The sequence below is a fragment of the Streptomyces sp. NPDC027663 genome, assembly GCF_055566415.1.
Map to the genome: position 1 here is coordinate 217,948 of NZ_JBVHSK010000013.1, position 22,401 is coordinate 240,348.

Genomic DNA, 22,401 nt, shown 5'->3' on the forward strand with positions numbered 1-22,401 from the left:
TTCGCTCCGGTACCAGGCAGGGGCCGTGATCAGCGCGGGCGCTCGCCGAGCACGCAGAACTCGTTGCCCTCGGGATCCGCGAGCAGTACCCACGGCTGCTCGCCCTGGCCGACGTCGGCATGCCGAGCGCCGAGCGACAACAGCCGGGCCACCTCGGCCGCCTGGTCGTCCGGGCGGAAGTCGAGGTGCAGCCGGTTCTTGATCGTCTTCTTCTCGGGTACCGCCGCGAAGAGCAGCCCCGGCAGCCGGTCCGGAGCCGGCCGGATCTCGAACTCGTCGTAGGCGTCGTCGACCACCACCCAGCCCAGCGCCTCGGCCCACCAGCGGCCCAGCGCCACCGGATCGGCCGCGTCGACGATCACTTGCTCCCATTCCAAGGACATGACCGCAGCATAGGGAAGACTGACTCCGCAGCCGATCGATTTCTCGAGGAGGCCCACGCATGACACTCCCGATCACGGCAGGGGTGGACGGTACCGCGGAGAGCCTGGCCGCCCTGGACTGGGCGGCCAGGGAGGCCGTACGCCGGGGGCTGCCCCTGCGCGTGGTGCACGCCTGGCGCTACGCCGAGGCGCTCGCGACCGCGGACCGGGACACCCAGCACGGCTGGGTGTCGGAGGGGGTGGCGGAGGCCGTGCGCACGGTCTCGGAGCGGCATCCGGAGTCCTCCGTGACCGTCGACGTCGTCGAGGGCGCGGCCGTCGACGCGCTCGTGAAGGCGGCGGCCGGCGCCGAGATGCTGGTGCTGGGTTCGCGCGGGCACGGACCGGTCATCGGGTTCCTGCTCGGCTCGGTCGGCCAGCAGGTGATCGCTGAGGCGGCCCGGCCCGTGGTCCTGGTCCGCGCCGGGGACCGGCCCGTGGCGGAGGCGGCCGGCCGGGACGTCGTGGTCGGCCAGCACGGCAGCCCCGAGGACAGTGCGGCGGCGCTGCGGTTCGCGTTCGAGACGGCGGCGGCCCGCGGCGCGACCGTACGCGCGGTGCGGGCCTGGACCCTGCCGCCGGTCTTCGCCTACAGCCCCGGCTCGCTCAAGCTGCTCGACGACGCGGGAGGTCTCGAACCGTACGAGAAGCAGACGCTGGCCGAGGCGCTCCAGCCGTGGCGGGAGCGGTTCCCGCAGGTGCCTGTCGCCGAGCACGTCGAGATGGGCAGCGCCGGCCAGGTGCTGCTGTCGATGGCCGGCCGGGCCCAGCTCATGGTCGTCGGACGCCGGGCACACCGTACGGCCGTCGGTGCCCGCATCGGCTCGGTCGCGCACGGGGTGCTGCACCACGCGGACTGCCCGGTGGCCGTCGTCCCGCACGAGTGAGCTGCTCGGGCGCGGTCGGCTCCAGGGCGGTGCAAACCCCGGGCAGGACGCCCGCCGGACACACCGAGGTGCGGGTCGGCTCCCGCCACGCCACTCCTCCAGGGACGTGTCCCGGGGCAGGACGAGCAGGAGCGCGGCGTGCCCCGGGTTCGTGGCGCTGATCTGCAAGGCCATGACACGGACCCCAGGGCCCCGCGCGCCGCTGCTAGGAGGCCCGCTCCCGGGCCTGCTCGGCCGCGGCCCGCACCGAGCCGTGGTGGACGGGGCCGTGGCCGGGCAGCAGGGTGTCGCCGTCGAGTGCGGCGATCAGCTCCAGGGATTCCAGCGCCCGCGGCCGTTCGTGGTGGAAGAAGTCGAGCAGCAGCTGCGGCCCTTTGATCCGCGAGGTGGCGTGCCCGCTGACCAGGGCGTCCCCGGAGATCACGACGCCCGCCCCGGGCAGGTGGTACACGCAGTGGCCGTTCGTGTGTCCGGGGGTGTGCACGGGCACCGGCCGGCCGGGCAGGTCGAGCGGCCCCTCGGCCGGGAACGGCTCGGGCGCGCTGACGGGATTGTGCGCGATGCCGCCCACCTTGATCACATGCACGGCCCAGGGCACGACACCGGGCCGCCAGGCGTTGCGTACGACGTCCCCGATGGTGGCCTGATGCAGGAAGTCCCGCCGTGCGTGCGGCACTTCGGCGGGATGCAGGTACACCGGGGTGCCGTGGGTGCTGCGCAGGTACTCGGCCGAGCCCAGATGGTCGTTGTGTGCGTGGGTGATCAGCACGGCGGCGACCGCCTCCGGCGAGCTGCCCACCGCGGACAGCGACTCCAGGACCCCCTGCCGGTCCCCGGGATACCCGGTGTCCACCAGCGTGACGGTGTCACCGTCCTTCAGGATCACCCAGTTGACGTGGTTGCCGCGCACCAGATAGGTGCCGTCGGCGACTTGGTGTACCTCTGCCCGCATGATCTCTCCGAGCCCTGTGCCGCGACCGTCGGGGACAGCCAACCAGATCCGCCGGTGTCCCGCAGGAGGGGCTGACCGGACGCTTCAGTTCACTCCCTGCGGCCGGAACTGGATGCTGATGCGCGGTCCCGTGGCGCGGGAGGTCTTGGGGATGCAGTGCTCCCAGGTTCGCTGGCAGGAGCCGCCCATGACGATGAGGTCGCCGTGGCCGAGGGGCCGCCGGAGTGTGCCGCCGCCTCCGCCCGCCGGGCGCAGCAGCAGATCCCGGGGTTCGCCGACGGAGAGGATCGCGACCATGGTGTCCTCGCGGGCGCCCCGGCCGATGCGGTCGCCGTGCCAGGCCACGCTGTCCCGGCCGTCCCGGTAGAAGCAGAGCCCCGCGGTGGTGAACGGCTCGCCCAGCTCCTCGGCGTAGTGCCGGGACAGGGCGGCGCGGGCCTCGGTCAGGGCGGGGTGGGGGAGCGGGTCCTGTGCCGCGTAGTAGGCGAGCAGGCGCGGGACGGCCACCACGTTGTCGTACATCTTGCGGCGTTCGGCCCGCCATGGGACGTCCGCCGCCAGCTTTTCGAACAGGGCGTCCGCGCCGCTCAGCCAGCCCGGCAGGACGTCGATCCAGGCGCCGCCGCCCAGCTCGGTCCGGCGCAGCCCGCCGAGCGGGCCGAGCCGCAGCTCGTCGGTCTGGTCGAACAGGGAGCCCTGGAGGTGCGTGGACATGAACCCAGCGTACTCCTGAATCGAAAGTACGTTCCATTCTGATAGTCCTGCGCGCCCTCCGGCCGGTCGCTCGATCTCCTGCGCGTCCTCCGAGCGGCCGCCGGGTCTCTCCGAGCCTCCGATCGACCGCCTGGTCTCTCCGGGCCTCCGGGCGATCGCCAGGTCTCCCCGAGCCTCCGGGTGATCGGCGCCCCGTCTCGTTCTCGTCCGAACCTGTCAGCCCCTTTCGATGCATCGACGTATCCGATACATTCGTGTATCGAAACGGAGAGCGGTGGCAAGAGGGAACGAGGCCGGTGGCGAGGGAAGGCATGGACGAGACACCCAAGCGCGTCACCCGGCGCCGGGTCCGCACCCGCGCCCGGCTGCTCGACGCCGCGTTCGCCGTGTTCGCCGCCAAGGGTTTCGGGCGGGTCTCCATCGAGGAGGTCTGCGAGGCGGCCGGATTCAGCCGCGGCGCCTTCTACTCGAACTTCGCCACGCTGGACGAGCTGTTCTTCGCCCTGTACCAGGAGCGCGCCGACCTCATCGCCTCCCAGGTGGCCGACGCGCTCGGCCGGGACGGCCCCGACCTGGACGTGCCCGCCTCCGTGGACCGGGTCACCGAGGTGCTGCTGCTCGACGTGGACTGGCTCCTGGTGAAGACCGACTTCCTGGTGCACGCCGCCCGTGACCCCGCCGTCGCCCGGGCCCTCCTCGACCACCGCGCCCTGCTCCGGCAGGCCATCGCCGACCGGCTCTTCCGGGCCCGCGGCCACACCGAACTCCCCGCCGTACTGGGCGACGCCGACGGCGCCGCGCACGCCGTGGTCGCCGCGTACGACGGGGTCACCACCCAACTGCTGCTGGACAGGGACGTCGAGGCCGCCCGCGCCTGGCTCAAGCAGCTGCTCACCGCGCTGCTGACGGACGGCGGCGCGGCCCCGGCATGAGCCCCCTCGGAAAGGACACAGTCGCCATGGACGCGGATGTCATCGTCGTCGGAGCGGGTCTCGCCGGCCTGGTCGCGGCGCACGAACTCACCAGCCGGGGCCGACGGGTGGCCCTGGTCGACCAGGAGAACGCCGCCGACCTCGGCGGGCAGGCGTTCTGGTCCTTCGGCGGACTCTTCCTCGTCGACTCGCCCGAGCAGCGCCGCCTCGGCATCAAGGACTCCTTCGACCTCGCCTGGAACGACTGGCGCGGCAGCGCGCAGTTCGACCGCCTGGAGGACGAGGACTCCTGGGCGGTGCGCTGGGCCCGCGCCTACGTCGAGTTCGCCGCCGGCGAGAAGCGGTCCTGGCTCCAGGGCCACGGCATAGAACTGCTGCCCACCGTCGGCTGGGCCGAGCGCGGCGACCTCCGGGCCGACGGCCACGGCAACTCCGTGCCCCGCTTCCACATCGCCTGGGGCACCGGCACCGGCGTGGTCGAGCCCTTCGTCCGGTACGCCCGGCAGGCCGCCCGGGACGGGCTGCTCACCTTTCACCACCGCCACCGGGTGGACGAGCTGGTCATCGAGGACGGCACGGCCCGCGGCGTCCGCGGCACCCTCCTCGCCCCCGACGACTCCCCGCGCGGCGTCGCCTCCAACCGCGACCGCGCCGGCGACTTCGAACTCACCGCCCAGGCCGTCGTCGTCACCACCGGCGGCATCGGCGCCGACCACGACATCGTCCGCCGCTACTGGCCCGAGCGGCTCGGCACGCCACCCGCCGAGATGGTCACGGGCGTCCCCGCCTACGTCGACGGCCGCATGCTCGACATCAGCGCCGAGGCCGGCGTACGGCTCGTCAACCGCGACCGCATGTGGCACTACACCGAGGGCCTGCAGAACTGGAACCCCATCTGGCCCGGCCACGGCATCCGCATCCTGCCCGGCCCGTCCTCCATCTGGCTCGACGCCCTCGGCCGCCGGCTGCCCGACCCCTGTCTGCCCGGTTACGACACCCTCGGCACCCTCAAGTACCTGCGCACCACCGAGGACATCGCCGGCTACGACCACTCCTGGTTCATCCTCACCCGGAAGATCATCGAGAAGGAGTTCGCGCTCTCCGGCTCCGAGCAGAACCCCGACATCACCGCCAAGGACCGCAAGGCGGTGCTGCGCGACCGGCTGCTCGGCAAGGGCGCCCCCGCCCCGGTGCAGGCCTTCCTCGACCGCGGCGCCGACTTCGTGACCGCCGGGAATCTGGAGCAGCTGGTGGGGAAGATGAACGCCCTCACCAGTAAGGCGCTGCTCGACGCGGAGGAGGTGCGCCGCCAGATCGTGGCACGCGACCTGCAGATCACCAACCCCTACAGCAAGGACGCCCAGGTCCAGGGCATCCGCAACGCCCGCCGCTACATCGGCGACCGGCTCGGCCGGGTCGCCGGCCCGCACCGCCTGCTCGATCCCGCCGCGGGCCCCCTCATCGGGGTCCGGATGCGCATCCTCACCCGCAAGACCCTCGGCGGCATCCAGACCGACCTGGACTCCCGCGCCCTCGGCACCGACGGCACGCCGGTCGAGGGGCTGTACGCGGCCGGCGAGGTCGCCGGGTTCGGCGGCGGCGGAGTCCACGGCTACAACGCCCTGGAGGGCACCTTCCTCGGCGGCTGCCTGTTCTCCGGGCGCGCCGCGGGGCGAGCGGCGGCGCGCCAGACGGCCTGAACTCAGCCCCGCAACAGCTCCACCAGCACGGACGCGTGGCTCTGCTCCGGCTTCTTCGACGCCGTCAGCAGCGTTACGCGCCCTTCGCGGACCGACGTGCGCAGGCCGTCGAGCAGTTCGGCGGCCTCCGGCGCCTGAAGTTCCGCCTCGTACCGGGCGCGGAACTCCTCGTACGAGCCCTCGCCCGCGTGGTACCACGCGCGCAGCTCGCTCGACGGCGTGAGCCCCTTGGGCCACTCGTCCACGTGCGCCGCGTCCTTGGCGAGGCCGCGCGGCCACAACCGGTCGACCAGCACGCGCAGGCCGTCCTCGGGCTCGGGCGGTTCGTAGATCCGGCGCACACGCACACTCACGACGGGGCCCCTTCCGGGATGGGGGACGGTCCGGCGAGCGTACTCCTGAGCGCCCCGCCCACCGGTCGGCGACGCGACGTGATTTGACCGGAACCAGGGGGAAGCGAAGCGCCCTCCGCGCCTAGGGTGGCCGCCAGTTCGATCACCGGCCAGCCCCCCGAGGAGCGCACGTGACGCCACCGCGCAGACAGCCCGCCCGACGCCGTACCGCCGTCCTCGCCACCGTCCCCGTCGCCGTAGCGGCACTCCTAGGCGCCGGCGGAACCGCCGCGCCGGGCACCACCGGCGCAGCCGGCGCCGGCGACCCCTACTTCCCGCTCAGCGGCAACGGCGGATACGACGTGCGCCACTACGACCTGACGCTCCGCTACGACACCACCTCCCGCCGCCTGGACGCCACCACGGTGCTCACCGCCCGTGCCACCCAGCGGCTCACCCGCTTCGACCTCGACCTGAAGGGCCTGAAGGTCACCGCCGTCACCGTCGGCCGCACGCCGGCGACCTTCCGCCGCGACGGCCAGGAACTCGTCGTGACCCCGCGGCACGCCCTGCGCGCGCACCAGGAGTTCCGCGTCACGGTCGACTACCACGGCACCCCGAAACCGGTCACCGACCCCGACGGCGCGGCGGACGGCTGGATCCCCACCGACGACGGTGCGTTCGTCGCGGGCGAGCCGCAGGGCGCGATGACCTGGTTCCCGGCCAACGGCCACCCCAAGGACAAGGCGTCCTACGACTTCACCATCACCGTCCCCCAGGGACGCACCGCCGTCGCCAACGGCGTCCTGCTCGGGCAGCGCACGGCTCACGGGCGGACCACCTTCCGCTGGCGCGAGACCCAGCCCATGGCCGCCTACCTCGCCACCGCCACCATCGGCAGGTTCCGGGTCGAGCGGTACACGACCCGCGACGGCGTCCAGGTCTACAACGCCGTGGACGCCCGCGAGGCGCGCGCCGCCGCGCCTGTGCTCAAGCAACTGCCCGCCGTGCTGGAGTGGGAGAGCAAACTGTTCGGGCCGTACCCGTACCGCGCCGCAGGCTCGATCGTCGACCACGCCCCGGGGGTCGGCTTCGCCCTGGAGACCCAGACCCGGCCGGTCTACGACTCCGCGCCCGACCTCGACACCCTCGTCCACGAGAACGCCCACCAGTGGTTCGGCGACTCCGTCTCGCTGACCGCCTGGAAGGACATCTGGCTGAACGAGGGTTTCGCCACCTACGCCGAGTGGCTCTACGCCGAGCAGCACGGCGGCCGGAGCGCACAGCGGACCTTCGACGCGCTCTACGCCCGCCCCGCGAGCGACGACCTGTGGGCCTATCCGCCCGGCGACCCCGGCAGCGGCGCACACATCTTCGGCACACCCGTCTACGCCCGCGGCGCCATGGCCCTGCACGAACTGCGCCGGGCCGTCGGCGACCGCGACTTCTTCCGGATCCTGCGCGCCTGGACGGCCGGGCACCGCGGCGGGCACGGCACGACCGCAGAGTTCGTCGGACTTGCCGAGCAGAAGTCGGGCAAGCGGCTGAAGAGGCTCTTCCACACCTGGCTGTACACGCCCGGCAAGCCGAACAGCCGCTGAGTCCTGACCAGTTCCAAACAACCGTCGGCCAAGGTCGACCCATGATCCGACGCAGAACCGCCGTCGCACTCCTCGCCTCCCCGCTGCTGCTCACCGGCTGCGGCGGCGGGGCCGCGGCGACCGAGCGCCGGACGCCCTCGCGTCCGGCGCCGACGCCCTCTCATGAGGTGTCCACGAATCCGACGCCCCCTCATGAGGCCCCCGCGGAAGCGAAGCCGCAGGGCATACCCGGCCTCGGCCCCGAGCGGTCCGCGGCGATACCCGGGCGCTGCGGGCAGGCCGTCGTCGTCACCGGGCGCGGCAAGAACTCCCCGCTCGCCACGGTCGTCCTGCACCAGCGCACCCCCGACGGCTGGCACGCCGGTCCCGCCTGGCCCGCCCACAACGCGCTGCACGGCTGGAGCGCCCGCCACCTGATCGGCGACCTGCGCTCCCCGCTCGGCGTCTTCACCCTCTCCGACGCCGGCGGCCTGCTCCCGGACCCCGGCAGCAGGCTCCCGTACCACCGCTCCGGCAGCTTCCACTCGCCCGGCACCGGATTCGAGGGCGAACCGCTGGAGGGCTCCTTCGCCTACGTCGTCGCCATCGACTACAACCGAAGGCCCGGCACCTCGCCCCTGGACTGGACCCGGCCCCTCGGCGCGAAGCGGGGCGGAGGAGTGTGGCTGCACGTCGACCACGGCGGCCCCACGCACGGCTGCGTCAGCCTCGCCAAGGCCCATATGAAGGAACTGCTGCGCACCCTCGACCCCGGCCGGCATCCGGTCGTCGTCATGGGGTACGCCGACTGGCTCGCGCACTGAGCCGCCTAGGATCCGAACTCGTGTACGCACATGTACTGGTTGCCGAGGACGACGAGAAGCAGGCCGAACTCATCCGCCGCTCCCTGCTGGCCGAGGGACACACCGCCACGGTGGTGCACGACGGCGCGGCGGCACTCGACGCGGCCCGCCGACTGCGGCCCGACCTCGTCGTCCTGGACCTCATGCTCCCGGTCCTGGACGGCTTCGACGTCTGCCGGACGCTGCGCGGCGGCGCCGAGCACCCGGAGATCCCGGTGGTGATGCTCACCGCACGCTCCACCGAGGACGATCTGCTGCTCGGCCTCGACCTGGGCGCCGACGACTACCTGACCAAGCCGTACAGCCCGCGCGAGCTGATGGCGCGGATCCGTACGGTGCTCAGGCGCAGCGGGCGCGGCGCCGGCGCCCGGGACGAGGATCCCGTCGTACGGGCCGGCGGGATCAGCGTGGACCCGGTACGTCACGAGGTGCGCTGCGACGGCGCACCCGTGGAGTGCACGCCGGCCGAGTTCCAGATCCTGCTGGCCATGGCGGGAGAGCCGGAGCGCGTGTTCACCCGGCGGCAGCTGCTGCACTGCACCCGCGGCTTCGACCGGGCCTCCACCGAGCGGGCCGTCGATGTGCACATCATGAACCTGCGTCGCAAGATCGAGGCCGACCCACGGCGTCCGGCCCGGCTGCTGACGGTGTTCGGCGTCGGTTACAAACTGAGCGGCGCACGCCCATGAGGCGGCCGGAGCCCCGGAGCGACGAACAGGCCGCTCCGGAGCGCCGGGAGGCGCGGGCCGACGGGCGGGCGTCGTGAAGGGGCGGGGGGCGCGGACTGACGGGCGGGCGTGCGTGAAGGGGCGGGGGCGCGGGCTGACGGGCGGGCGTGCGTGAAGGGCCGGGGAACGCGGGCTGACGGGCGGGCGCTCGTGAAGCGCCGGATTCCGCTGCGGAAACGGCTGCTCGTCCGGCTGTTGTTCGTCTCCGCGCTGATCGCCGTCTGCTCGGTGGCCGCCACCGCCTGGCTGGCGGTCACCACGACCACCAGCGCGCTGAAGGAGGAGCAGGGCCAGGACCTCGCCGCCGACAACCGCATCCTCGCCCAGCTGAGCGGCTACGCCGCCACCCACGCGGACTGGGCAGGTGTCCGGCACACCGTCAGGGAGCTGGCCGCCCGGACCGGACGCCGGATCGCCCTCACCACCGCCGACCGCACCCTCGTCGCCGACTCCGCGCCCCGCGGCACCCCGCTGCCGCCCCGGCCCGCCGCCACCGTCGACCCGCTGCGCACCGACACCTACACCGAGAGCGGCGCCCAGCTCAGCGGCATCGACCCGCGCCTGGTGGGTCCCTACCGTCTCCCGGCGAAGGAACGCACCGGCCTGGACGCGCTGGCCGCCCGGCGCAAGCAGTGCTACGAGCGCCACGGCCTGCAGGCCACGACGGTACGGACCACGAGCGGGCGGCCGGTCGTCTCCCCGGCGGACGGCAGCGATCCGTCCGGCTACGGCGCGACGGTGTGCGAGGACGGACGGCTCAACACCCCCACGCCCACGGAGCGAAGGGCCCTCGACGCGCTGTCCGAACTCGCCCGGCCCTGTCTGGGACAGGCCGGACTGCACCTCGGCGGGGGACGGCCTTTCCTCACCTTCGATCCCAGCGGCCGGGATCCGTTCGGCGGCGGCTACCTGCTCGCCAAGTACTCCGAGATCGCCACCGGGAAGGCCGCACGGACGGCACGAAACTGCGTTCAGACGGCCCGTCGCACTCAGCTGGATCCCTATGCCGCCCCGGTCGCCGAGCTGTTCCTCGGCATCGGCGACCAGAACCCGGCCCGGTTCGACATGTCACCCTCCAACAAGGGCAAGGTCGTCGGTGTGGCCGGCCTGGTCCTCGCCGTCACGGTCGCGGTGACCGCCCTCTTCGCCGTCCGGCTGGTACGGCCCCTGCGCGCGCTCACCGTGGCGGCGCAGCAGCCGCCCGAACAGCACGTGCGCGTGCCGGTGACCACCCGGGACGAGACCGGCATCCTCGCCGAGGCCTTCAACGACCTCACCGAGCGCCGCGAGCGGCTGGAGGCCCAGCGCAAGGCCATGGTCAGTGACATCGCGCACGAACTGCGCAGCCCGCTCACCAACATCCGCGGCTGGCTGGAGGTGCTCCGCGACGGCGTCGTCGACCCCGACCCGGCCCTGCTGGACTCCCTGCACGAGGAGGCACTCGTCCTGCAGCGGATCATCGACGACCTGCAGGACCTCGCCGCCGCCGACGCCGGCACCCTGCGCCTGCACCGCGAGCCGTTGCGGGCCGCCGACCTGCTGGACCAGGTGGCCGCGGCTCACCGCGTCGCCGCCGACGCCTCAGCGGTAGCCCTGCGCACCGAGGCCGACGACGCCGCCTGGCTGGACGCCGACCCGGTGCGGATGCGGCAGGCACTCGGAAACCTCGTATCCAACGCGCTGCGCCACACCCCCACGGGCGGCAGCGTCACGCTCTGCGCCCACCGGGACGGCGACGACGTCGTCCTCACCGTCACGGACACCGGTCAGGGCATCGCCCGCGAGGACCTGCCGCGGGTGTTCGACCGGTTCTGGCGCGCCGAGAAGTCCCGCAGCCGCCGTACCGGCGGCAGCGGTCTCGGCCTGCCGATCGTGCGCCACCTGGTCGCCGCCCACGGCGGCACGGCCGAGGCCACGAGCGAGCCCGGCGCGGGCGCGACGTTCACCCTGAGACTGCCCGGCACACCGGCGCCCGGCGACTGGAGCAGCGGCGCGGACGGCGACGAGCGCGGAGGCGCGCGCAGCGGCGAGGACGGTGACGAGCGCAGCGGTGACAGCGGCGACGAGCGCGACGGTCAGAGCCGTGGCAGTGGCGAGGACCACGACAGGGGCCCCGGCGTGCGCCCCTGAGTCCTCGACGGAAGGGAGGCGGGCCGGGGCCCCGGCAACGAGCCGCTCGTGGCCGATGCCGAGCCGCTGTGCCGGATCGCCGAAACGGTGATCGACGCGGCCAAGGGCGAGGTGGCCCGGCAGGAACGGGAGTGGGGGACCCCGCGCCGCGGGGGCCGCTGGGCCCCCACCGCGCGGCACGGGGGGTCAGCCGGAGCGTGGCCGGGAGCGGGCGCGGCGGCGCAGCGACCGCCGTTCCAGTTCCGTCGTACCGCCCCAGATCCCGATGCTCTGGCCCGTGTCCAGCGCCCAGTCCAGGCACTGTTCCCGGACCGGGCAGCCCGCGCACACCGCCTTGGCCTGCTGGGTCTGCACCTGCGCCGGCCCGGTGGTACCGATCGGGAAGAACAGGTCGGGGTCCTCGTGGCGGCACGCGGCATGTTCGCGCCAGTTGTCCATCGGAGTCTCCTGGATCGGATCGGTGTCGTCCGTGTCCTGTCGAATGCGTTCTCCGGATTCGGGTGACCGGTCGGGACGGTGTGAAACGGCTCAACCGGTGGCGGATCGGGCGACGATCGCGATCCGGCACCGGCGATCGCACTCAGCATCCCCCGGGCGGCGCGCCGGTCCCGAGGGGGACCGTGCGCGGTCAACAGGCCGGGAGGCAGGGCGGGAAGACCACCGGAGCGCCCGACCGGGCGCCGGTGGCGGGGAGTTCGGCACGGCCGACGGGCCGCCCGGTGGCTGCCGCACCACCGCGGGACCACGGTACTCCGCCACGGCCCCCCGGGCGCCCGCCAGGTGACAGCTCGCCCGGTCTTCTGCGAGCCGGCGCCTCAGCATCTCAGGGGCAGCGCCTCAACCCCTCACGATCTCAGGAGCCGACGCCTCCCGCTCTCAGGAACAGCGCCTAAGCGCCTAAGCGCCTCCCGCTCTCAGGAGCAGCGCCTCAGTGCCTCCCGGTCTCAGGGCCCGGCGCCGTGCGGTCGCAGGGGCAGCGCCTCAGCGTCTCAGCGCCTCGCGCGCGGTCGCCCTCACCGCGTCGGCCAGGGCTGCCAGCGCGGGGGAGTCCAGCTTCCACTGCTGCCAGTGGAGCGTCACGTCCATCCACTGGCCGGGGGCGAGCACGGCCAGCCTTCCTTGCCTCAGCAGCGGACCGGCCTGCGCCTCCGGGACCATGCCCCAGCCGAGTCCCGCGGTGACCGCTTCCAGGAACCCCTCGGAGGTGGGCACGAAGTGCCGGAGCGGGCCGGCGGATGCGCGGCCCAGCCGGCGGACGAAACCGTCCTGGAAGTCGTCCTTGCGGTCGAAGACCACCACGGGCGCCCCGGGCAGCGCCTCGGGCAGGGGCCGCCCGCCCAGATGGGCCTCGACGAACTCTGGTGCGGCCGCGGGCAGATAGCGCATCCTGCCGAGCGGATGGACCGTGCATCCGGGCACCGGGTCCGGCGAGGAGGTCACCGCCGCCATCACCAGCCCCTCCCGCAGCAGCGTCGCCGTGTGGCCCTCGTCCTCCCGGTGCAGTTCGAAGCAGAGGCCCGCGACCCGCGTGAGCGCCGGCAGGAACCAGGTAGCCAGGGAGTCCGCGTTCACCGCCACCGACACCCGCGTCGGCTCCCCGGTGCCGCTCAGTCCCAGCTCGCCCCAGGCATCCCGCTCCAGCCGGGCGAGCTGCCGCGCGAATCGTACGAGCACCGCGCCGGACTCCGTGGGCCGCACCGGCTTGGTGCGCTGGAGCAGCACCCGGCCGGTGCGCTGCTCGAGCGCCTTGACCCGCTGGCTGACCGCCGACGGCGTCACATGCAGCGCGGCGGCGGCAGCGTCGAACGTGCCTTCGTCGATCACCGCCAGCAGTGTCCGCACCTGCTCCAGAGGAAGCTCTGTCATCACAGCAGCTAAGGGTACGTAAAAATCTTTAGCTGTACTTGCAGGCGGAGGTTTCCTAGCGTCGGTCCCATGAACCACGCTGTGACCGCCGCGGCTGCCGGATTCGGCACCGGCCTCTCGCTGATCGTCGCCATCGGCGCCCAGAACGCCTTCGTCCTGCGGCAGGGGGTGCGGCGGGACGCCGTGCTCGCCGTGGTCGGCATCTGCGCCCTGTCCGACGCCCTGCTCATCGCGCTCGGGGTCGGGGGAGTCGGCGCGGTCGTGGTGGCCTGGCCGGGCGCGCTGCGGGCGGTCGGGGTCGTCGGCGGTGTCTTCCTGCTCTGCTACGGCGTCCTGGCCGCCCGCCGGGTGCTCAAGCCGGGCGCCGGACTGCATGCGGAGGGCGAGGTGGCCGGGTCGCGCCGCCGGGCGGTGCTGACCTGCCTGGCGATGACCTGGCTGAACCCGCACGTCTACCTGGACACGGTGTTCCTGCTCGGCTCGCTGGCCGCCGACCGGGGCCCACTGCGCTGGACCTTCGGGCTCGGCGCCGCGCTGGCCAGCCTGTGCTGGTTCGCCGCGCTCGGCTTCGGGGCCCGGCTGCTCGGCCGGTTCCTGGCCCGGCCCGCCGCCTGGCGGGTCCTGGACGGTCTGGTCGCTCTCACCATGCTGGGGCTGGGCGTGGCCCTGGTCGCCGGGTCCTGAGGCCGAATCCGTTCGTACCGCGCGGCCGGTCCTGCAATAGTCAGGCTCTCGAAAAGAAAAGATGTAGCGAGCACCCAGGACATCCGTGGACACGAGCGAGAGCAGCAGCACCGCGACCGACACCGAAGCTCCGGCGGCGGAGGCGGCCCCGCCCCGGCGCGGCTGGCGCAGGTGGGCGATGGACACCCGCCCGCTGCGCATCCCCGCCTACCGGCGCCTGTGGTCGTCGACCGTCGTCACCGCCGTCGGCAGCCAGCTCACCGCCGTCGCCGTACCCAAGCAGATCTACGACATCACCCACTCGTCGGCCTGGGTCGGCTACGCGAGCCTCGCGGGCCTGGTGCCGATGGTGGCGTTCGCGCTGTGGGGCGGGGCGGTCGCCGACACGGTGGACCGCCGCAAGCTGATGCTGGTCACCAACACCGGCATCGCGGTGACCTCGCTGCTGTTCTGGGCGCAGGCCGTCACGGGCCTGGACTCGGTCGCCGTCCTCATGGTGCTGCTCGCGCTCCAGCAGGCGTTCTTCGGCCTCAATGCGCCTGCCCGGAACGCCTCCGTAGCCCGGCTGGTCCCCGCTGAGCAGCTGCCCGCCGCGGGCGCGCTCGGCTCGACCGTGATGCAGACCGGTCTGGTGGCGGGCCCGCTGCTCGCCGGGGTCCTCATCCCGGTCATCGGACTGCCCGAGCTGTATCTGATCGACGCGGTGGCGCTGTGCGTGACGGTGTGGGCCGTCGTACGGCTGCCCGCGCTGCCGCCGCTCGGCGAGGCCGCCGCCCGCCGGGCCGGAGTGCGCGAGATAGCGGCCGGATTCCGGTACATCTCCGGGCACAGGGTGCTGCTGCTGTCCTACCTCGCCGACATCGTCGCCATGGTGTTCGGCATGCCCCGTGCCCTGTTCCCGCAGCTGGCCGCGGAGACCTACGGCTCCTACGGCGAGGGACTCGCGCTCGGTGTGCTGTTCGCCGGCATCCCGGTCGGCGCGGTGCTCGGCGGCCTGTTCTCCGGTGTGTTCTCGCGGGCGCGCCGGCACGGCTGGATGGTCGTCGCAGCGGTCGTCGCCTGGGGCGTGGCCGTCGCCGGGTTCGGGCTGAGCGGCAACCTCTGGGTCGCCGTGGCCTTCCTCGCCGTGGCCGGTGTCGCCGACATGGTCTCGATGGTGTTCCGCGGCGCGATCCTGCTGTCCGCCGCCACCGACGAGATGCGCGGCCGGATGCAGGGGGTGTTCACGGTGGTCGTCGCGGGCGGGCCCCGCCTGGCCGACGTGCTGCACGGGACCGCCGGCTCGGTGTTCGGCCCCCGGGCCGCCGTCGCGGGCGGCGGCGCGCTGGTCGTCGTACTGATGGCGGCCCTGGCCTTCGCCGTCCCGGCGCTGCGCCGCTATCGCGTCTGAGGACCGGCCCCAGCGGCCTAGAGAAGGCCGCTGCGGCGCCGGATCGTGTACTGGTCCATGAGCTTGCCACGGGTGGTCTCCAGGCGGTGGGCGAGGATCTCGGCCACCGTCCGCACCACGGAGAGCCCGAGCAGCGGGTCCTCCACACACAGCGCGAGCACCGACGGCCCGTCGAACTCGTAGGCGCGTACGTTGCTGAAGGCCACCGCGCCGAAGTCCCACTGGTAGGGCGGGAAGAGCCAGGACCAGCCGAGCAGGTCGCCCGCGCCGAGCGTGGCCACGGCCACGCGCTGCCGGGAGGTGACCTGCTGGTCCAGATGGACCGCGCCGGAGCGGATCACCCAGAACCGGTCGGCGGTGCCGCCCGCCTCGAAGATGCGGGTGTCCTCCGGGAAGGAGATCTCCTTGGCCAGCTCCATCAGGCGTTCGCGCTGCGCCTGGGGCAAGGCGGTGAGCAGTTTGATCGCTTTGGTCATGCGCGCTCCTCGCCTGGCGGCGGTTGCGGATCGAGTGCTGGTGCCTACACCCATTTCAGCCGTTTCCGCCGCCCGGAGCACCTCGAAAGAGGCGGACTTCCGCGTTGCCACCCTTCTGCGGGCAGCAAAAAGCCCTGGCTGGACGGGGGAAGCCAGCCAGGGCCGTATGCGGTGACGCACATGAGGAGGGGGAAGGACGGTTCCGCGCCGCTCCGTGCATCACGTATGGATGAACAATAAATCATTTCTCTTGACAGTGCCTACCCGAGAGCAGGTCAGGTGACCTGTTTCACTCCCTCCACCCGTACGTGATCCCCGCCCGGGCTCACGATCTCCTCCAGCACCCGCAGCACCGCCTCGTACGCCTGTGCCCGCACCGCCGCCTCCCGCGCGCCGTCCGGATCCGTCGCCGTCAGCCGCTGCGCCCGCTCCTGCCAGGCCCGCTCCGCCTCCGCCGCGCACGCGCGGCCCCGCTGGATCCTGCGCAGCAACTCGGCCGCGTCCACCACATCCGTCATACCGCCCGGGTACCCGCGCACGGCCCGGGAATGGCACCGCGTCCGACGGGGTTTGAGGGTGCCTTGCGGGGTCAGCCGAAGGGGGAGAGAACCTTGCGATCCGGGCGCCGTTCAGGGAGGAAGGGATGCTCGACAAGCACCGGCCCAGTGCCGTCGCAACCCGGCCGGAACCCCGCCGGCGACCACCGCTCCGGCCCGCCGACGCCCGCAGAACCGTCGAGCGCGTGATGACCGAACGGTGCCGTGCCTGCGCCCTGCCGTGCCCGCCCGAGGCCCTGGAGGACGCCCTGCTGGTCACCTCGGAACTCACCACCAACGCGCTGGTGCACGGCGGCGGCATCACCGGCTTCGACGTCGAGGTGGACCCCGCGGGTGTCCGGGTCTCGGTGAGCGACCGCAGTGACGAACTGCCCGTCGCCCCTCTGACAGGGGACGAACGCGAACGCACCCTCCCAGGCGGCCGTGGCTGGCCCATCGTGTGCCGGCTGGCCCGGGATGTCCGGGTGGCGGAGCTGCCCCGCGGCGGCAAGTGCATCACGGCCGTCGTAGCGCTGCGCTGAAGCGGCCGGCGAACCGCTGCGCCGAAGCGGCCGGCGAAGTTCTGTCCCCGGGTGTTTGTCCGCGGGGCCGGGGGGCAGACGGAATCTCGTGCTTCGGACCGGAGGCGCGCGCCCAGCGGTGACCAGTACGGCTGGCTGGGCCCCCTCCTGGTGGGCCCGGTTATTCACCCGCGGCGACCCCTGACACCCCCCGTTCGGGCCAGAACCCGGAACCAGGTTCCGGCCGTGCCCTGAAACCACGTTCAGGAGCGATTCCGCATGCTGACCGACATGTCGACAAGCCGTCCCGCCACGACCGCCGGCACCACCGCCCCTGCCGCCGCGGCGCCCGCCCGGCGCAGCCACGACGACGCCCCCGAGACCGCGGAACTGTTCGCCCGGCTGGCGGAACTGGAAGACGGCCCCGAGCGGGACGCGGTGCGCGACGAACTCGTCACCGCCTGGCTGCCCATGGCCCACCGGATCGCCGGCCGGTTCCGCGATCGCGGCGAGTCCGTCGAGGACCTGCGCCAGGTGGCCGCGCTCGGCCTGGTGAAGGCCATCGACCGGTTCGACCCCTCCCGCGGGGCCTTCGAGAGCTACGCCGTGCCGACCATCACCGGCGAGGTCAAGCGGCACTTCCGCGACCGTATGTGGGCGCTGCGGGTGCCGCGCCGGGTGCAGGAACTGCGCAACCGCGTACGAGTGGCCAGGCGGGAACTCACCCAGAACCCCGGCAGCCCGGAACCCACCGTCGCCGACATCGCAGCCCACACCGGCCTCACCGAGGAGGAGGTGTCGGCAGGGATGGAGGCGCTGGAGAGCTTCAGCACCCTTTCGCTGGACGCCGAGCTGTCCGCCGGCGACGACGGCTACAGCATCGCCGACACCCTGGGAGCCGCCGACACCTCGTACGACGTCGTCGTCGACCGGGAGGCCGCCAAGGAAGGGCTGCGCCGGCTGCCCGAGCGCGAGCGGGCCATCCTCTACATGCGCTTCTTCGAGGACATGACGCAGAGCCGCATCGCCGACCGGCTCGGCATCTCCCAGATGCACGTCTCCCGGCTGATCAGCCGCAGCTGCGCCCGGGTCCGCGACGAGGTGCTCGGCAGCCGGTACCCCGGCAGCGAGCCGCGGTGAACGCTCACTGTGCCGGCTGCGCCGGGCTGCCGGCGACGTCCAGTGGACGTGCCAGACCGGAGACCGCCTCGTCCAGCCGCTGCAGATGGCGCAGCACCCGGTCGGTCACGCGGCCGTAGCGCGGGGTGCGCAGAGTGCCCGGCCCCAGCATCGACGCGATGCTGGGGCCGGTCTCGATCCGTTCCGCGGACCGGGGGTCCGTGACGTGCGCGGCGATCGACTCGATGTTGTGCACGATCCGGCCGCACGCCCCGCGCAGCCGGGGGTCCGCCGCGATGGACGGATGCGTCGGCAGCAGCTCGGCCGTCGCCGCGAGGGAGCGCGCGTGGTACGCGCAGGTCTCCAGCAGCGCCACCACGTAGCGTGCGGTGTCCCGGCGCGATCGGAGCGGGGTGATCGGATGCGTCAGCGGCTGGGTGGCCGCGCGCAGGTCGGCCAGCGCCTGGTCCAGCTCCCGCGCCTGCTCCACCAGATCCCCGCCCGTTCCGCCGCTCAACTGATCGACGGCGGCCCGGGTGACGCCGGCGAGCCGGTCCAGGACGCCCACGAGGAGGTCGTTGGTACGACGGTCGGTGTGCACCGGCAGCACCACCGCCGCCGCGATCACCCCGCAGGCCGCTCCGAGCGCCGTCTCCTCGATCCGCAGCACCAGCACCGACATGCTGTACGTGTTCAGCAGTGTGTACAGCAGGCCCAGCATCGCCGTCACGAAGAACGACATCAGCGTGTACGACAGGGGCGCCGTGTAGAACATCGCGAAGATGAACACCAGCACCAGCGCGAACGCCGTCCAGGTGTGGTGCCCGACCAGTCCGGCGAGCCCGATGCCGGCGACCACGCCGAGCACCGTGCCCAGCAGCCGCCGGTAGCCCTTCACCAGGATCTCGCCCGTGGAGGCGGTGTTGACGAAGACGATCCAGCAGGTCAGCACCGCCCAGTACCAGCGCTGACTGGACAGCAGTTCACCGCCGACGATGGCCAGCGAGGAGCCGACGGCCACCTGGACCGCGGCCCGGGTGGTGGGCCGCTTCAGCCCGGCCGGCTCCGCCTCCTGAGGTTCGCCGACCTCACCGGTCTCGATCGCCGCGTCCTCGGCGTCCAGTTCCTCGCGCGAGCGGGCGGTCGCCGGTGAGTCGTCGGACTCGTCCTGCGGCCCGTCCAGTGCGACCCGCAGGCCCATCGCCGCCCGGGCGGCCTCGCCGAGGCCCCGGAAGGCGTCCTGCACGGCCGGCGAGGCCTTGGGCAGGTTCTCCTCCTCGCGGTAGCCGAGCAGGCGGTTGCGCACCTGGGCGAGCGCGGTGCCCGAGGCCTCGTGGGCCGGACGCAGCATCAGCACCCTCAGCGCCTGCAGGTCCCGGCGCAGCACGGCCGTCGCCTCGTCCCGCACCGGCGGTTCCCCCGCGGAGGGCAGCGAGGCGCCCGGCAGATGCAGGGTGAGTGTGTCGGTGCGCTCGGCGCTGCGCGCGGTGAGCAGCAGCAGACCGAGCCGCTCGGCGGCGATCTCGGCGTCCGCGACCCGGCGCTGGAGCAACCGGGCCACCGCCGGGTCCGCCGTGCCGTCCTCCAGCCGGCCCTGGATCATCAGCGCCGTCTCGTGCAGCCGGGCGGTGCCGGTGCGCAGGTCCTCCAGCACCTTCGCGACCTCGTCGGGCCCGGCGTCCAGCAACCCGGCCTGAACGGCGAGGAGCTGGGCGAGCCGGGCGCGGAAGGCCCGCCGCAGCCGGTCCAGGGTGCCCGCCGGGGTCTGCGGCAGCAGCACGAAGCGGGCGAGGGCGCTGCAGGCGAACGCCACGCAGACGACGCCGTACAGCGCGGGCAGCGCGGACACCGTCGCGCCCACGAACAGGGAGAGGAAGTAGACCTGGAATCCGATCAGGCCCAGCGCCGTACCGCGGTCCCCGAATCGGCGGCCGTAGACGGCGCAGAAGATGAGCACGACGAAGAACAGGTCCCCGGCGACGACCTGTTGGCCGAGGAGCGCTGCCAGCGACACCGACGCCAGCGCGACCGGCAGGCCCAGTGCGAGCGTGACGGCCTGCCGGTCGCGCTGCTTCTCCCGGACGGCGAAGGTGGCGGCCATGGACGCGATGGCCCCGGCGACGAGTTGGGTCACCGGGACCCCCAGCACGCCGAGCACGGCGAGGGTGAGGGCGACGGCGGCGACCGTGCGCAGCCCCGCGGTGAGCCGGAGCAGTCCGGGATCGGACGCAGCGATCCGGTCCCACATCCGTACCCGTCCCGACCGTCCCACTGCCCTCACGCCGCCGTGCTCTCTCCCGTGCCGGAAATCGATCTCCGACCCAGCATCGCACGCGGGCCGGAAGCTGCCGGCCCGCGGCGAGCGCGGCGGCCACAGGGGCGTTGGCGTGCCCGTGCGTGGTGCGTCCCGTCCGTGTGAGGTTTCCTGTCCACCTGAGAAGACCGCCGATCCGGTGCGGAACGACCGGCGGCCTCCCGGTGGTCCCCGTCACCTCAGGGGTGGTCGATGCCCGTGTCCCCCACCCGGGCCCGTACCTGTTCCGGCGTCAGGTACGAATCCGTGAACTCGAAGTCCTTCAGCCGGGCGGGCTTGCGGGCCTGGAACCCGGTGCGGACGAAATCGTTGCCCGCGACCGCGTTCAGCAGCCAGTTGGTCATCACCCGGGTCTTGGCGACGTTGGTGCGCAGCGCCGACCAGTGGTAGCCGCGGGCCACCGCCTGGGCGAGCAGGCCGCGCAGTTCCACGCCCAGCGGCTTGGACACCGCATCCTTGCCCCCGAGGTCGACGACCAGACCCAGGTCCTTGTGGACGTACGGCTGCAGGGGCTGCCCCCGCAGCGTCGCGATGACGTTGTCGGCGACCTTCCTGCCCTGCCGCATGGCGTGCTGCGCGGTGGGCGGGCAGACCGCGCCCTCGCCCTTGGCCAGGTCCGGAACGGCGGCCGAGTCGCCGAGCGCGAACACCCCGTCGTGGCCCGGCAGGGTCATCTCGGCGTCGACCGCCAGCCGCCCGCGGACCGTCTCGGCGCCGAGCGTGGCGATCAGCGGGCTGGCCACCACGCCCGCCGTCCAGATCAGGGTGTGCGTCGGCACCACCCGGCCGTCGGTGAAGGTGACCTCCTCCGGGCCGGCCTTGTCGATCGACACGCCCAGCGAGACGTCGACGCCGCGCCGCTTCAGGATCTCCTGCGCACTGCGGCCGAGTTTGTCGCCCAGCTCCGGCATGAGCTTGGGCGCGATGTCGATCAGATGCCATTTGATCAGGCCCGGGTCAAGACGCGGGTAGCGCTGCACGGCGGCATGCGTGAGGCGCTGCAGGCAGGCCGCGGTCTCGGTGCCGGCATACCCGCCGCCCACCACCACGAACTGCAGCCGCGCGGCCCGCTCGGCCGGGTCGTCGCTGGCGTCCGCCAGGTCCAGCTGCGAGATGACGTGGTCGCGGATGTAGGCGGCCTCGGCGAGGGTCTTCATGCCGAACGCGTGCTCGGTCAGCCCCGGGATGTCGAAGGTGCGGGTCACGCTGCCCGGGGCCAGCACGATGTAGTCGTAGCGCTCGTTGACGATCTTGTCGGTGATGGTGCGGACGACGCACACCTTGGCCCTCAGGTCGACACCGATCGCGCCGCCCGGGATGATCCGGGTGCGGTACTTCCGGCTGCGACGCAAGGACACGGCGATCGACTGCGGCGTCAGCACGCCGGAGGCGACCTGGGGCAGTAGTGGCAGATAGAGCTGGTACGAGAACGGCGTCACCAGTGCGACGTCGGCCTCGCCGGGGGCGAGTTTCCGCTCCAGGCGGCGAACGCACTCGACTCCGGCGAAGCCGGCGCCAACCACCAGGATCCTGGGTCGTGTCACGGTGTCCATCCCTCTCTGCGGCTCCAGGCGGTCCGACTCGACGCCGTTCGCCTGCCCCGGATCGCCGAACCGACTCCGATCCCACCGTGCCTCCAGCCGTTCCGCCAGCTGGGTGCGGCAGGCAGACGAACGTGTGGGCACCAGCATGCCCGCACACCGATGCGGAGTAACCGGTTCACGCACACCTACACGTCGAACACCTGTCACCACGGCAGGAACACGTGGATGTCCTTGCCGGCATCGTGGACGACGACACTGACCTGGGTGCAGAGCGTGTGCACCAGATGCCAGCCGATGCCACCGCCGCCCGTGCGCGGGTGGAAGGGCCGTGGCTCCGGCTTGGTCGTGTTCGTGTCGCGCATCGTCACGTGCACCCCGTCGAAGGTGCGCCGCATGCGCAGGTCGAACGGGCCCGGCGCGTACTGGATCACGTTCGCGGCCAGTTCCGTCACGACCAGGAGGATGTCGTCCCAGTACTCGTGCGCGCCCGGCGGTGCCTGCCGGGCGAGCGCGCACAGGAAGTCCTCCGCCGCGAGCCGCGCCTCCGTGACGTTGCGCAGCTCCCCCTGGAAGGAGAACGTACGCTCGTACCTCTCCTCAGCGGGCGGTGTCTCGTCCCAACGCGGCTCCGTCGCCATCTCGCATTCCCCGGCACCGGCCGGTGAGGGCGGCTCAGGCCCTCCGACCAGTGCGGTCGTCGTTGCTGATCTC

General features: G+C 72.9%; 22 protein-coding genes and 1 pseudogene. 12 read left to right on the forward strand and 11 right to left on the reverse strand.

From position 1 onward, the window contains the following. Positions 1-29 precede the first annotated feature (29 nt). Positions 30-383 (reverse strand): VOC family protein, encoded by a 354-nt coding sequence (locus ACZ4SF_RS29415; RefSeq protein ID WP_468390025.1) that lies wholly within the window; start codon positions 381-383, stop codon positions 30-32. A 59-nt stretch (positions 384-442) separates the two neighbouring features. Between ACZ4SF_RS29415 and ACZ4SF_RS29420 the strand changes: the two genes are divergently transcribed. After that, entirely contained in the window at positions 443-1,309 is an 867-nt protein-coding gene (locus ACZ4SF_RS29420) for a universal stress protein (protein WP_468390028.1), read from the forward strand. A gap of 205 nt (positions 1,310-1,514) precedes the next feature. Here ACZ4SF_RS29420 and ACZ4SF_RS29425 read toward each other — a convergent pair whose 3' ends face one another. Both ACZ4SF_RS29425 and ACZ4SF_RS29430 read right to left on the reverse strand, forming a co-directional pair. Further along, complete coding sequence (locus tag ACZ4SF_RS29425; protein ID WP_468390031.1) at positions 1,515-2,261, reverse strand: MBL fold metallo-hydrolase; 747 nt, start codon at positions 2,259-2,261, stop codon at positions 1,515-1,517. Positions 2,262-2,345: 84 nt separating this feature from the next. Beyond that, on the reverse strand, positions 2,346-2,975 hold the full coding sequence (locus ACZ4SF_RS29430) for an alpha-ketoglutarate-dependent dioxygenase AlkB (RefSeq protein WP_468390034.1): 630 nt from the start codon (positions 2,973-2,975) through the stop codon (positions 2,346-2,348). 311 nt (positions 2,976-3,286) lie between these two features. Between ACZ4SF_RS29430 and ACZ4SF_RS29435 the strand changes: the two genes are divergently transcribed. Further along, entirely contained in the window at positions 3,287-3,907 is a 621-nt protein-coding gene (locus ACZ4SF_RS29435; protein ID WP_468390037.1) for a TetR/AcrR family transcriptional regulator, read from the forward strand. Between the two features lie 26 nt (positions 3,908-3,933). Further along, the gene (locus tag ACZ4SF_RS29440) at positions 3,934-5,607 is read left to right on the forward strand and encodes an FAD-binding dehydrogenase (protein ID WP_468390040.1); all 1,674 of its coding nucleotides are present in this window, start codon (positions 3,934-3,936) and stop codon (positions 5,605-5,607) included. Positions 5,608-5,609: 2 nt separating this feature from the next. On the opposite strand, the gene ACZ4SF_RS29445 is transcribed toward ACZ4SF_RS29440, so the two are convergent. Further along, positions 5,610-5,960, reverse strand: coding sequence for a DUF488 domain-containing protein (locus ACZ4SF_RS29445; protein WP_468390043.1), 351 nt, complete (start codon positions 5,958-5,960; stop codon positions 5,610-5,612). Between the two features lie 170 nt (positions 5,961-6,130). On the opposite strand from ACZ4SF_RS29445, the gene ACZ4SF_RS29450 reads away from it, so the two are divergent. From ACZ4SF_RS29450 to ACZ4SF_RS29470, 5 genes and pseudogenes are all read left to right on the forward strand, one after another. Next, complete coding sequence (locus tag ACZ4SF_RS29450; RefSeq protein ID WP_468390045.1) at positions 6,131-7,540, forward strand: M1 family metallopeptidase; 1,410 nt, start codon at positions 6,131-6,133, stop codon at positions 7,538-7,540. Positions 7,541-7,581: 41 nt separating this feature from the next. Further along, entirely contained in the window at positions 7,582-8,343 is a 762-nt protein-coding gene (locus tag ACZ4SF_RS29455; protein ID WP_468390048.1) for a L,D-transpeptidase family protein, read from the forward strand. A 20-nt stretch (positions 8,344-8,363) separates the two neighbouring features. Next, on the forward strand, positions 8,364-9,071 hold the full coding sequence (locus ACZ4SF_RS29460) for a response regulator transcription factor (RefSeq protein ID WP_468390051.1): 708 nt from the start codon (positions 8,364-8,366) through the stop codon (positions 9,069-9,071). 189 nt (positions 9,072-9,260) lie between these two features. Beyond that, positions 9,261-11,240, forward strand: coding sequence for a sensor histidine kinase (locus ACZ4SF_RS29465; protein WP_468390054.1), 1,980 nt, complete (start codon positions 9,261-9,263; stop codon positions 11,238-11,240). Between the two features lie 12 nt (positions 11,241-11,252). Beyond that, positions 11,253-11,363, forward strand: a pseudogene (locus ACZ4SF_RS29470) (DUF6098 family protein); the annotation flags it as partial. 63 nt (positions 11,364-11,426) lie between these two features. Here ACZ4SF_RS29470 and ACZ4SF_RS29475 read toward each other — a convergent pair. Together ACZ4SF_RS29475 and ACZ4SF_RS29480 are read right to left on the reverse strand one after the other, a co-directional pair. After that, positions 11,427-11,678 carry a WhiB family transcriptional regulator gene (locus ACZ4SF_RS29475; RefSeq protein WP_468390057.1) on the reverse strand — a complete coding sequence of 84 codons (252 nt, stop codon included), beginning with the start codon at positions 11,676-11,678 and terminating at the stop codon, positions 11,427-11,429. A 543-nt stretch (positions 11,679-12,221) separates the two neighbouring features. Next, positions 12,222-13,109, reverse strand: a complete 888-nt coding sequence (locus ACZ4SF_RS29480; protein ID WP_468390060.1) for a LysR family transcriptional regulator ArgP — start codon at positions 13,107-13,109, stop codon at positions 12,222-12,224. A 66-nt stretch (positions 13,110-13,175) separates the two neighbouring features. Here ACZ4SF_RS29480 and ACZ4SF_RS29485 point away from each other — a divergent pair, with 66 nt between their 5' ends. Next, positions 13,176-13,790: a LysE/ArgO family amino acid transporter gene (locus ACZ4SF_RS29485; RefSeq protein ID WP_468390063.1), complete on the forward strand. Its 615-nt coding sequence runs from the start codon at positions 13,176-13,178 to the stop codon at positions 13,788-13,790. An 85-nt stretch (positions 13,791-13,875) separates the two neighbouring features. Continuing rightward, positions 13,876-15,180 (forward strand): MFS transporter, encoded by a 1,305-nt coding sequence (locus ACZ4SF_RS29490; RefSeq protein WP_468390065.1) that lies wholly within the window; start codon positions 13,876-13,878, stop codon positions 15,178-15,180. Between the two features lie 17 nt (positions 15,181-15,197). Here ACZ4SF_RS29490 and ACZ4SF_RS29495 read toward each other — a convergent pair whose 3' ends face one another. Both ACZ4SF_RS29495 and ACZ4SF_RS29500 read right to left on the reverse strand, forming a co-directional pair. Further along, complete coding sequence (locus ACZ4SF_RS29495) at positions 15,198-15,656, reverse strand: cyclic nucleotide-binding domain-containing protein (protein WP_468390068.1); 459 nt, start codon at positions 15,654-15,656, stop codon at positions 15,198-15,200. A 275-nt stretch (positions 15,657-15,931) separates the two neighbouring features. After that, the gene (locus ACZ4SF_RS29500; RefSeq protein WP_468390071.1) at positions 15,932-16,174 is read right to left on the reverse strand and encodes a hypothetical protein; all 243 of its coding nucleotides are present in this window, start codon (positions 16,172-16,174) and stop codon (positions 15,932-15,934) included. Positions 16,175-16,299: 125 nt separating this feature from the next. Between ACZ4SF_RS29500 and ACZ4SF_RS29505 the strand changes: the two genes are divergently transcribed. Both ACZ4SF_RS29505 and ACZ4SF_RS29510 read left to right on the forward strand, forming a co-directional pair. Beyond that, positions 16,300-16,734 (forward strand): ATP-binding protein, encoded by a 435-nt coding sequence (locus tag ACZ4SF_RS29505; RefSeq protein ID WP_468390074.1) that lies wholly within the window; start codon positions 16,300-16,302, stop codon positions 16,732-16,734. A gap of 258 nt (positions 16,735-16,992) precedes the next feature. Then, complete coding sequence (locus tag ACZ4SF_RS29510; protein WP_468390076.1) at positions 16,993-17,853, forward strand: SigB/SigF/SigG family RNA polymerase sigma factor; 861 nt, start codon at positions 16,993-16,995, stop codon at positions 17,851-17,853. 4 nt (positions 17,854-17,857) lie between these two features. Here the strand turns inward: ACZ4SF_RS29510 and ACZ4SF_RS29515 are convergent, their stop codons facing one another. From ACZ4SF_RS29515 to ACZ4SF_RS29525, 3 genes are all read right to left on the reverse strand, one after another. After that, a complete protein-coding gene (locus ACZ4SF_RS29515; protein WP_468390079.1) occupies positions 17,858-20,080 on the reverse strand; it encodes an FUSC family protein in 2,223 nt (740 codons plus the stop codon). A 245-nt stretch (positions 20,081-20,325) separates the two neighbouring features. Further along, positions 20,326-21,699 carry an NAD(P)/FAD-dependent oxidoreductase gene (locus ACZ4SF_RS29520; RefSeq protein WP_468390082.1) on the reverse strand — a complete coding sequence of 458 codons (1,374 nt, stop codon included), beginning with the start codon at positions 21,697-21,699 and terminating at the stop codon, positions 20,326-20,328. Positions 21,700-21,893: 194 nt separating this feature from the next. Beyond that, positions 21,894-22,328, reverse strand: a complete 435-nt coding sequence (locus tag ACZ4SF_RS29525) for an ATP-binding protein (RefSeq protein ID WP_468390085.1) — start codon at positions 22,326-22,328, stop codon at positions 21,894-21,896. Between the last annotated feature and the right edge of the window lie 73 nt (positions 22,329-22,401).

Excerpts from the sequence above, each read along its gene's own strand:
- ACZ4SF_RS29415 (WP_468390025.1), bottom strand. The coding sequence starts at position 383 with ATGTCCTTGGAATGGGAGCAAGTGATCGTCGACGCGGCCGATCCGGTG.
- ACZ4SF_RS29420 (WP_468390028.1), top strand. The coding sequence starts at position 443 with ATGACACTCCCGATCACGGCAGGGGTGGACGGTACCGCGGAGAGCCTG.
- ACZ4SF_RS29425 (WP_468390031.1), bottom strand. The coding sequence starts at position 2,261 with ATGCGGGCAGAGGTACACCAAGTCGCCGACGGCACCTATCTGGTGCGC.
- ACZ4SF_RS29430 (WP_468390034.1), bottom strand. The coding sequence starts at position 2,975 with ATGTCCACGCACCTCCAGGGCTCCCTGTTCGACCAGACCGACGAGCTG.
- ACZ4SF_RS29435 (WP_468390037.1), top strand. The coding sequence starts at position 3,287 with ATGGACGAGACACCCAAGCGCGTCACCCGGCGCCGGGTCCGCACCCGC.
- ACZ4SF_RS29440 (WP_468390040.1), top strand. The coding sequence starts at position 3,934 with ATGGACGCGGATGTCATCGTCGTCGGAGCGGGTCTCGCCGGCCTGGTC.
- ACZ4SF_RS29455 (WP_468390048.1), top strand. The coding sequence starts at position 7,582 with ATGATCCGACGCAGAACCGCCGTCGCACTCCTCGCCTCCCCGCTGCTG.
- ACZ4SF_RS29475 (WP_468390057.1), bottom strand. The coding sequence starts at position 11,678 with ATGGACAACTGGCGCGAACATGCCGCGTGCCGCCACGAGGACCCCGAC.
- ACZ4SF_RS29485 (WP_468390063.1), top strand. The coding sequence starts at position 13,176 with ATGAACCACGCTGTGACCGCCGCGGCTGCCGGATTCGGCACCGGCCTC.
- ACZ4SF_RS29495 (WP_468390068.1), bottom strand. The coding sequence starts at position 15,656 with ATGACCAAAGCGATCAAACTGCTCACCGCCTTGCCCCAGGCGCAGCGC.
- ACZ4SF_RS29500 (WP_468390071.1), bottom strand. The coding sequence starts at position 16,174 with ATGACGGATGTGGTGGACGCGGCCGAGTTGCTGCGCAGGATCCAGCGG.
- ACZ4SF_RS29505 (WP_468390074.1), top strand. The coding sequence starts at position 16,300 with ATGCTCGACAAGCACCGGCCCAGTGCCGTCGCAACCCGGCCGGAACCC.
- ACZ4SF_RS29510 (WP_468390076.1), top strand. The coding sequence starts at position 16,993 with ATGCTGACCGACATGTCGACAAGCCGTCCCGCCACGACCGCCGGCACC.
- ACZ4SF_RS29515 (WP_468390079.1), bottom strand. The coding sequence starts at position 20,080 with ATGTGGGACCGGATCGCTGCGTCCGATCCCGGACTGCTCCGGCTCACC.
- ACZ4SF_RS29520 (WP_468390082.1), bottom strand. The coding sequence starts at position 21,699 with ATGGACACCGTGACACGACCCAGGATCCTGGTGGTTGGCGCCGGCTTC.
- ACZ4SF_RS29525 (WP_468390085.1), bottom strand. The coding sequence starts at position 22,328 with ATGGCGACGGAGCCGCGTTGGGACGAGACACCGCCCGCTGAGGAGAGG.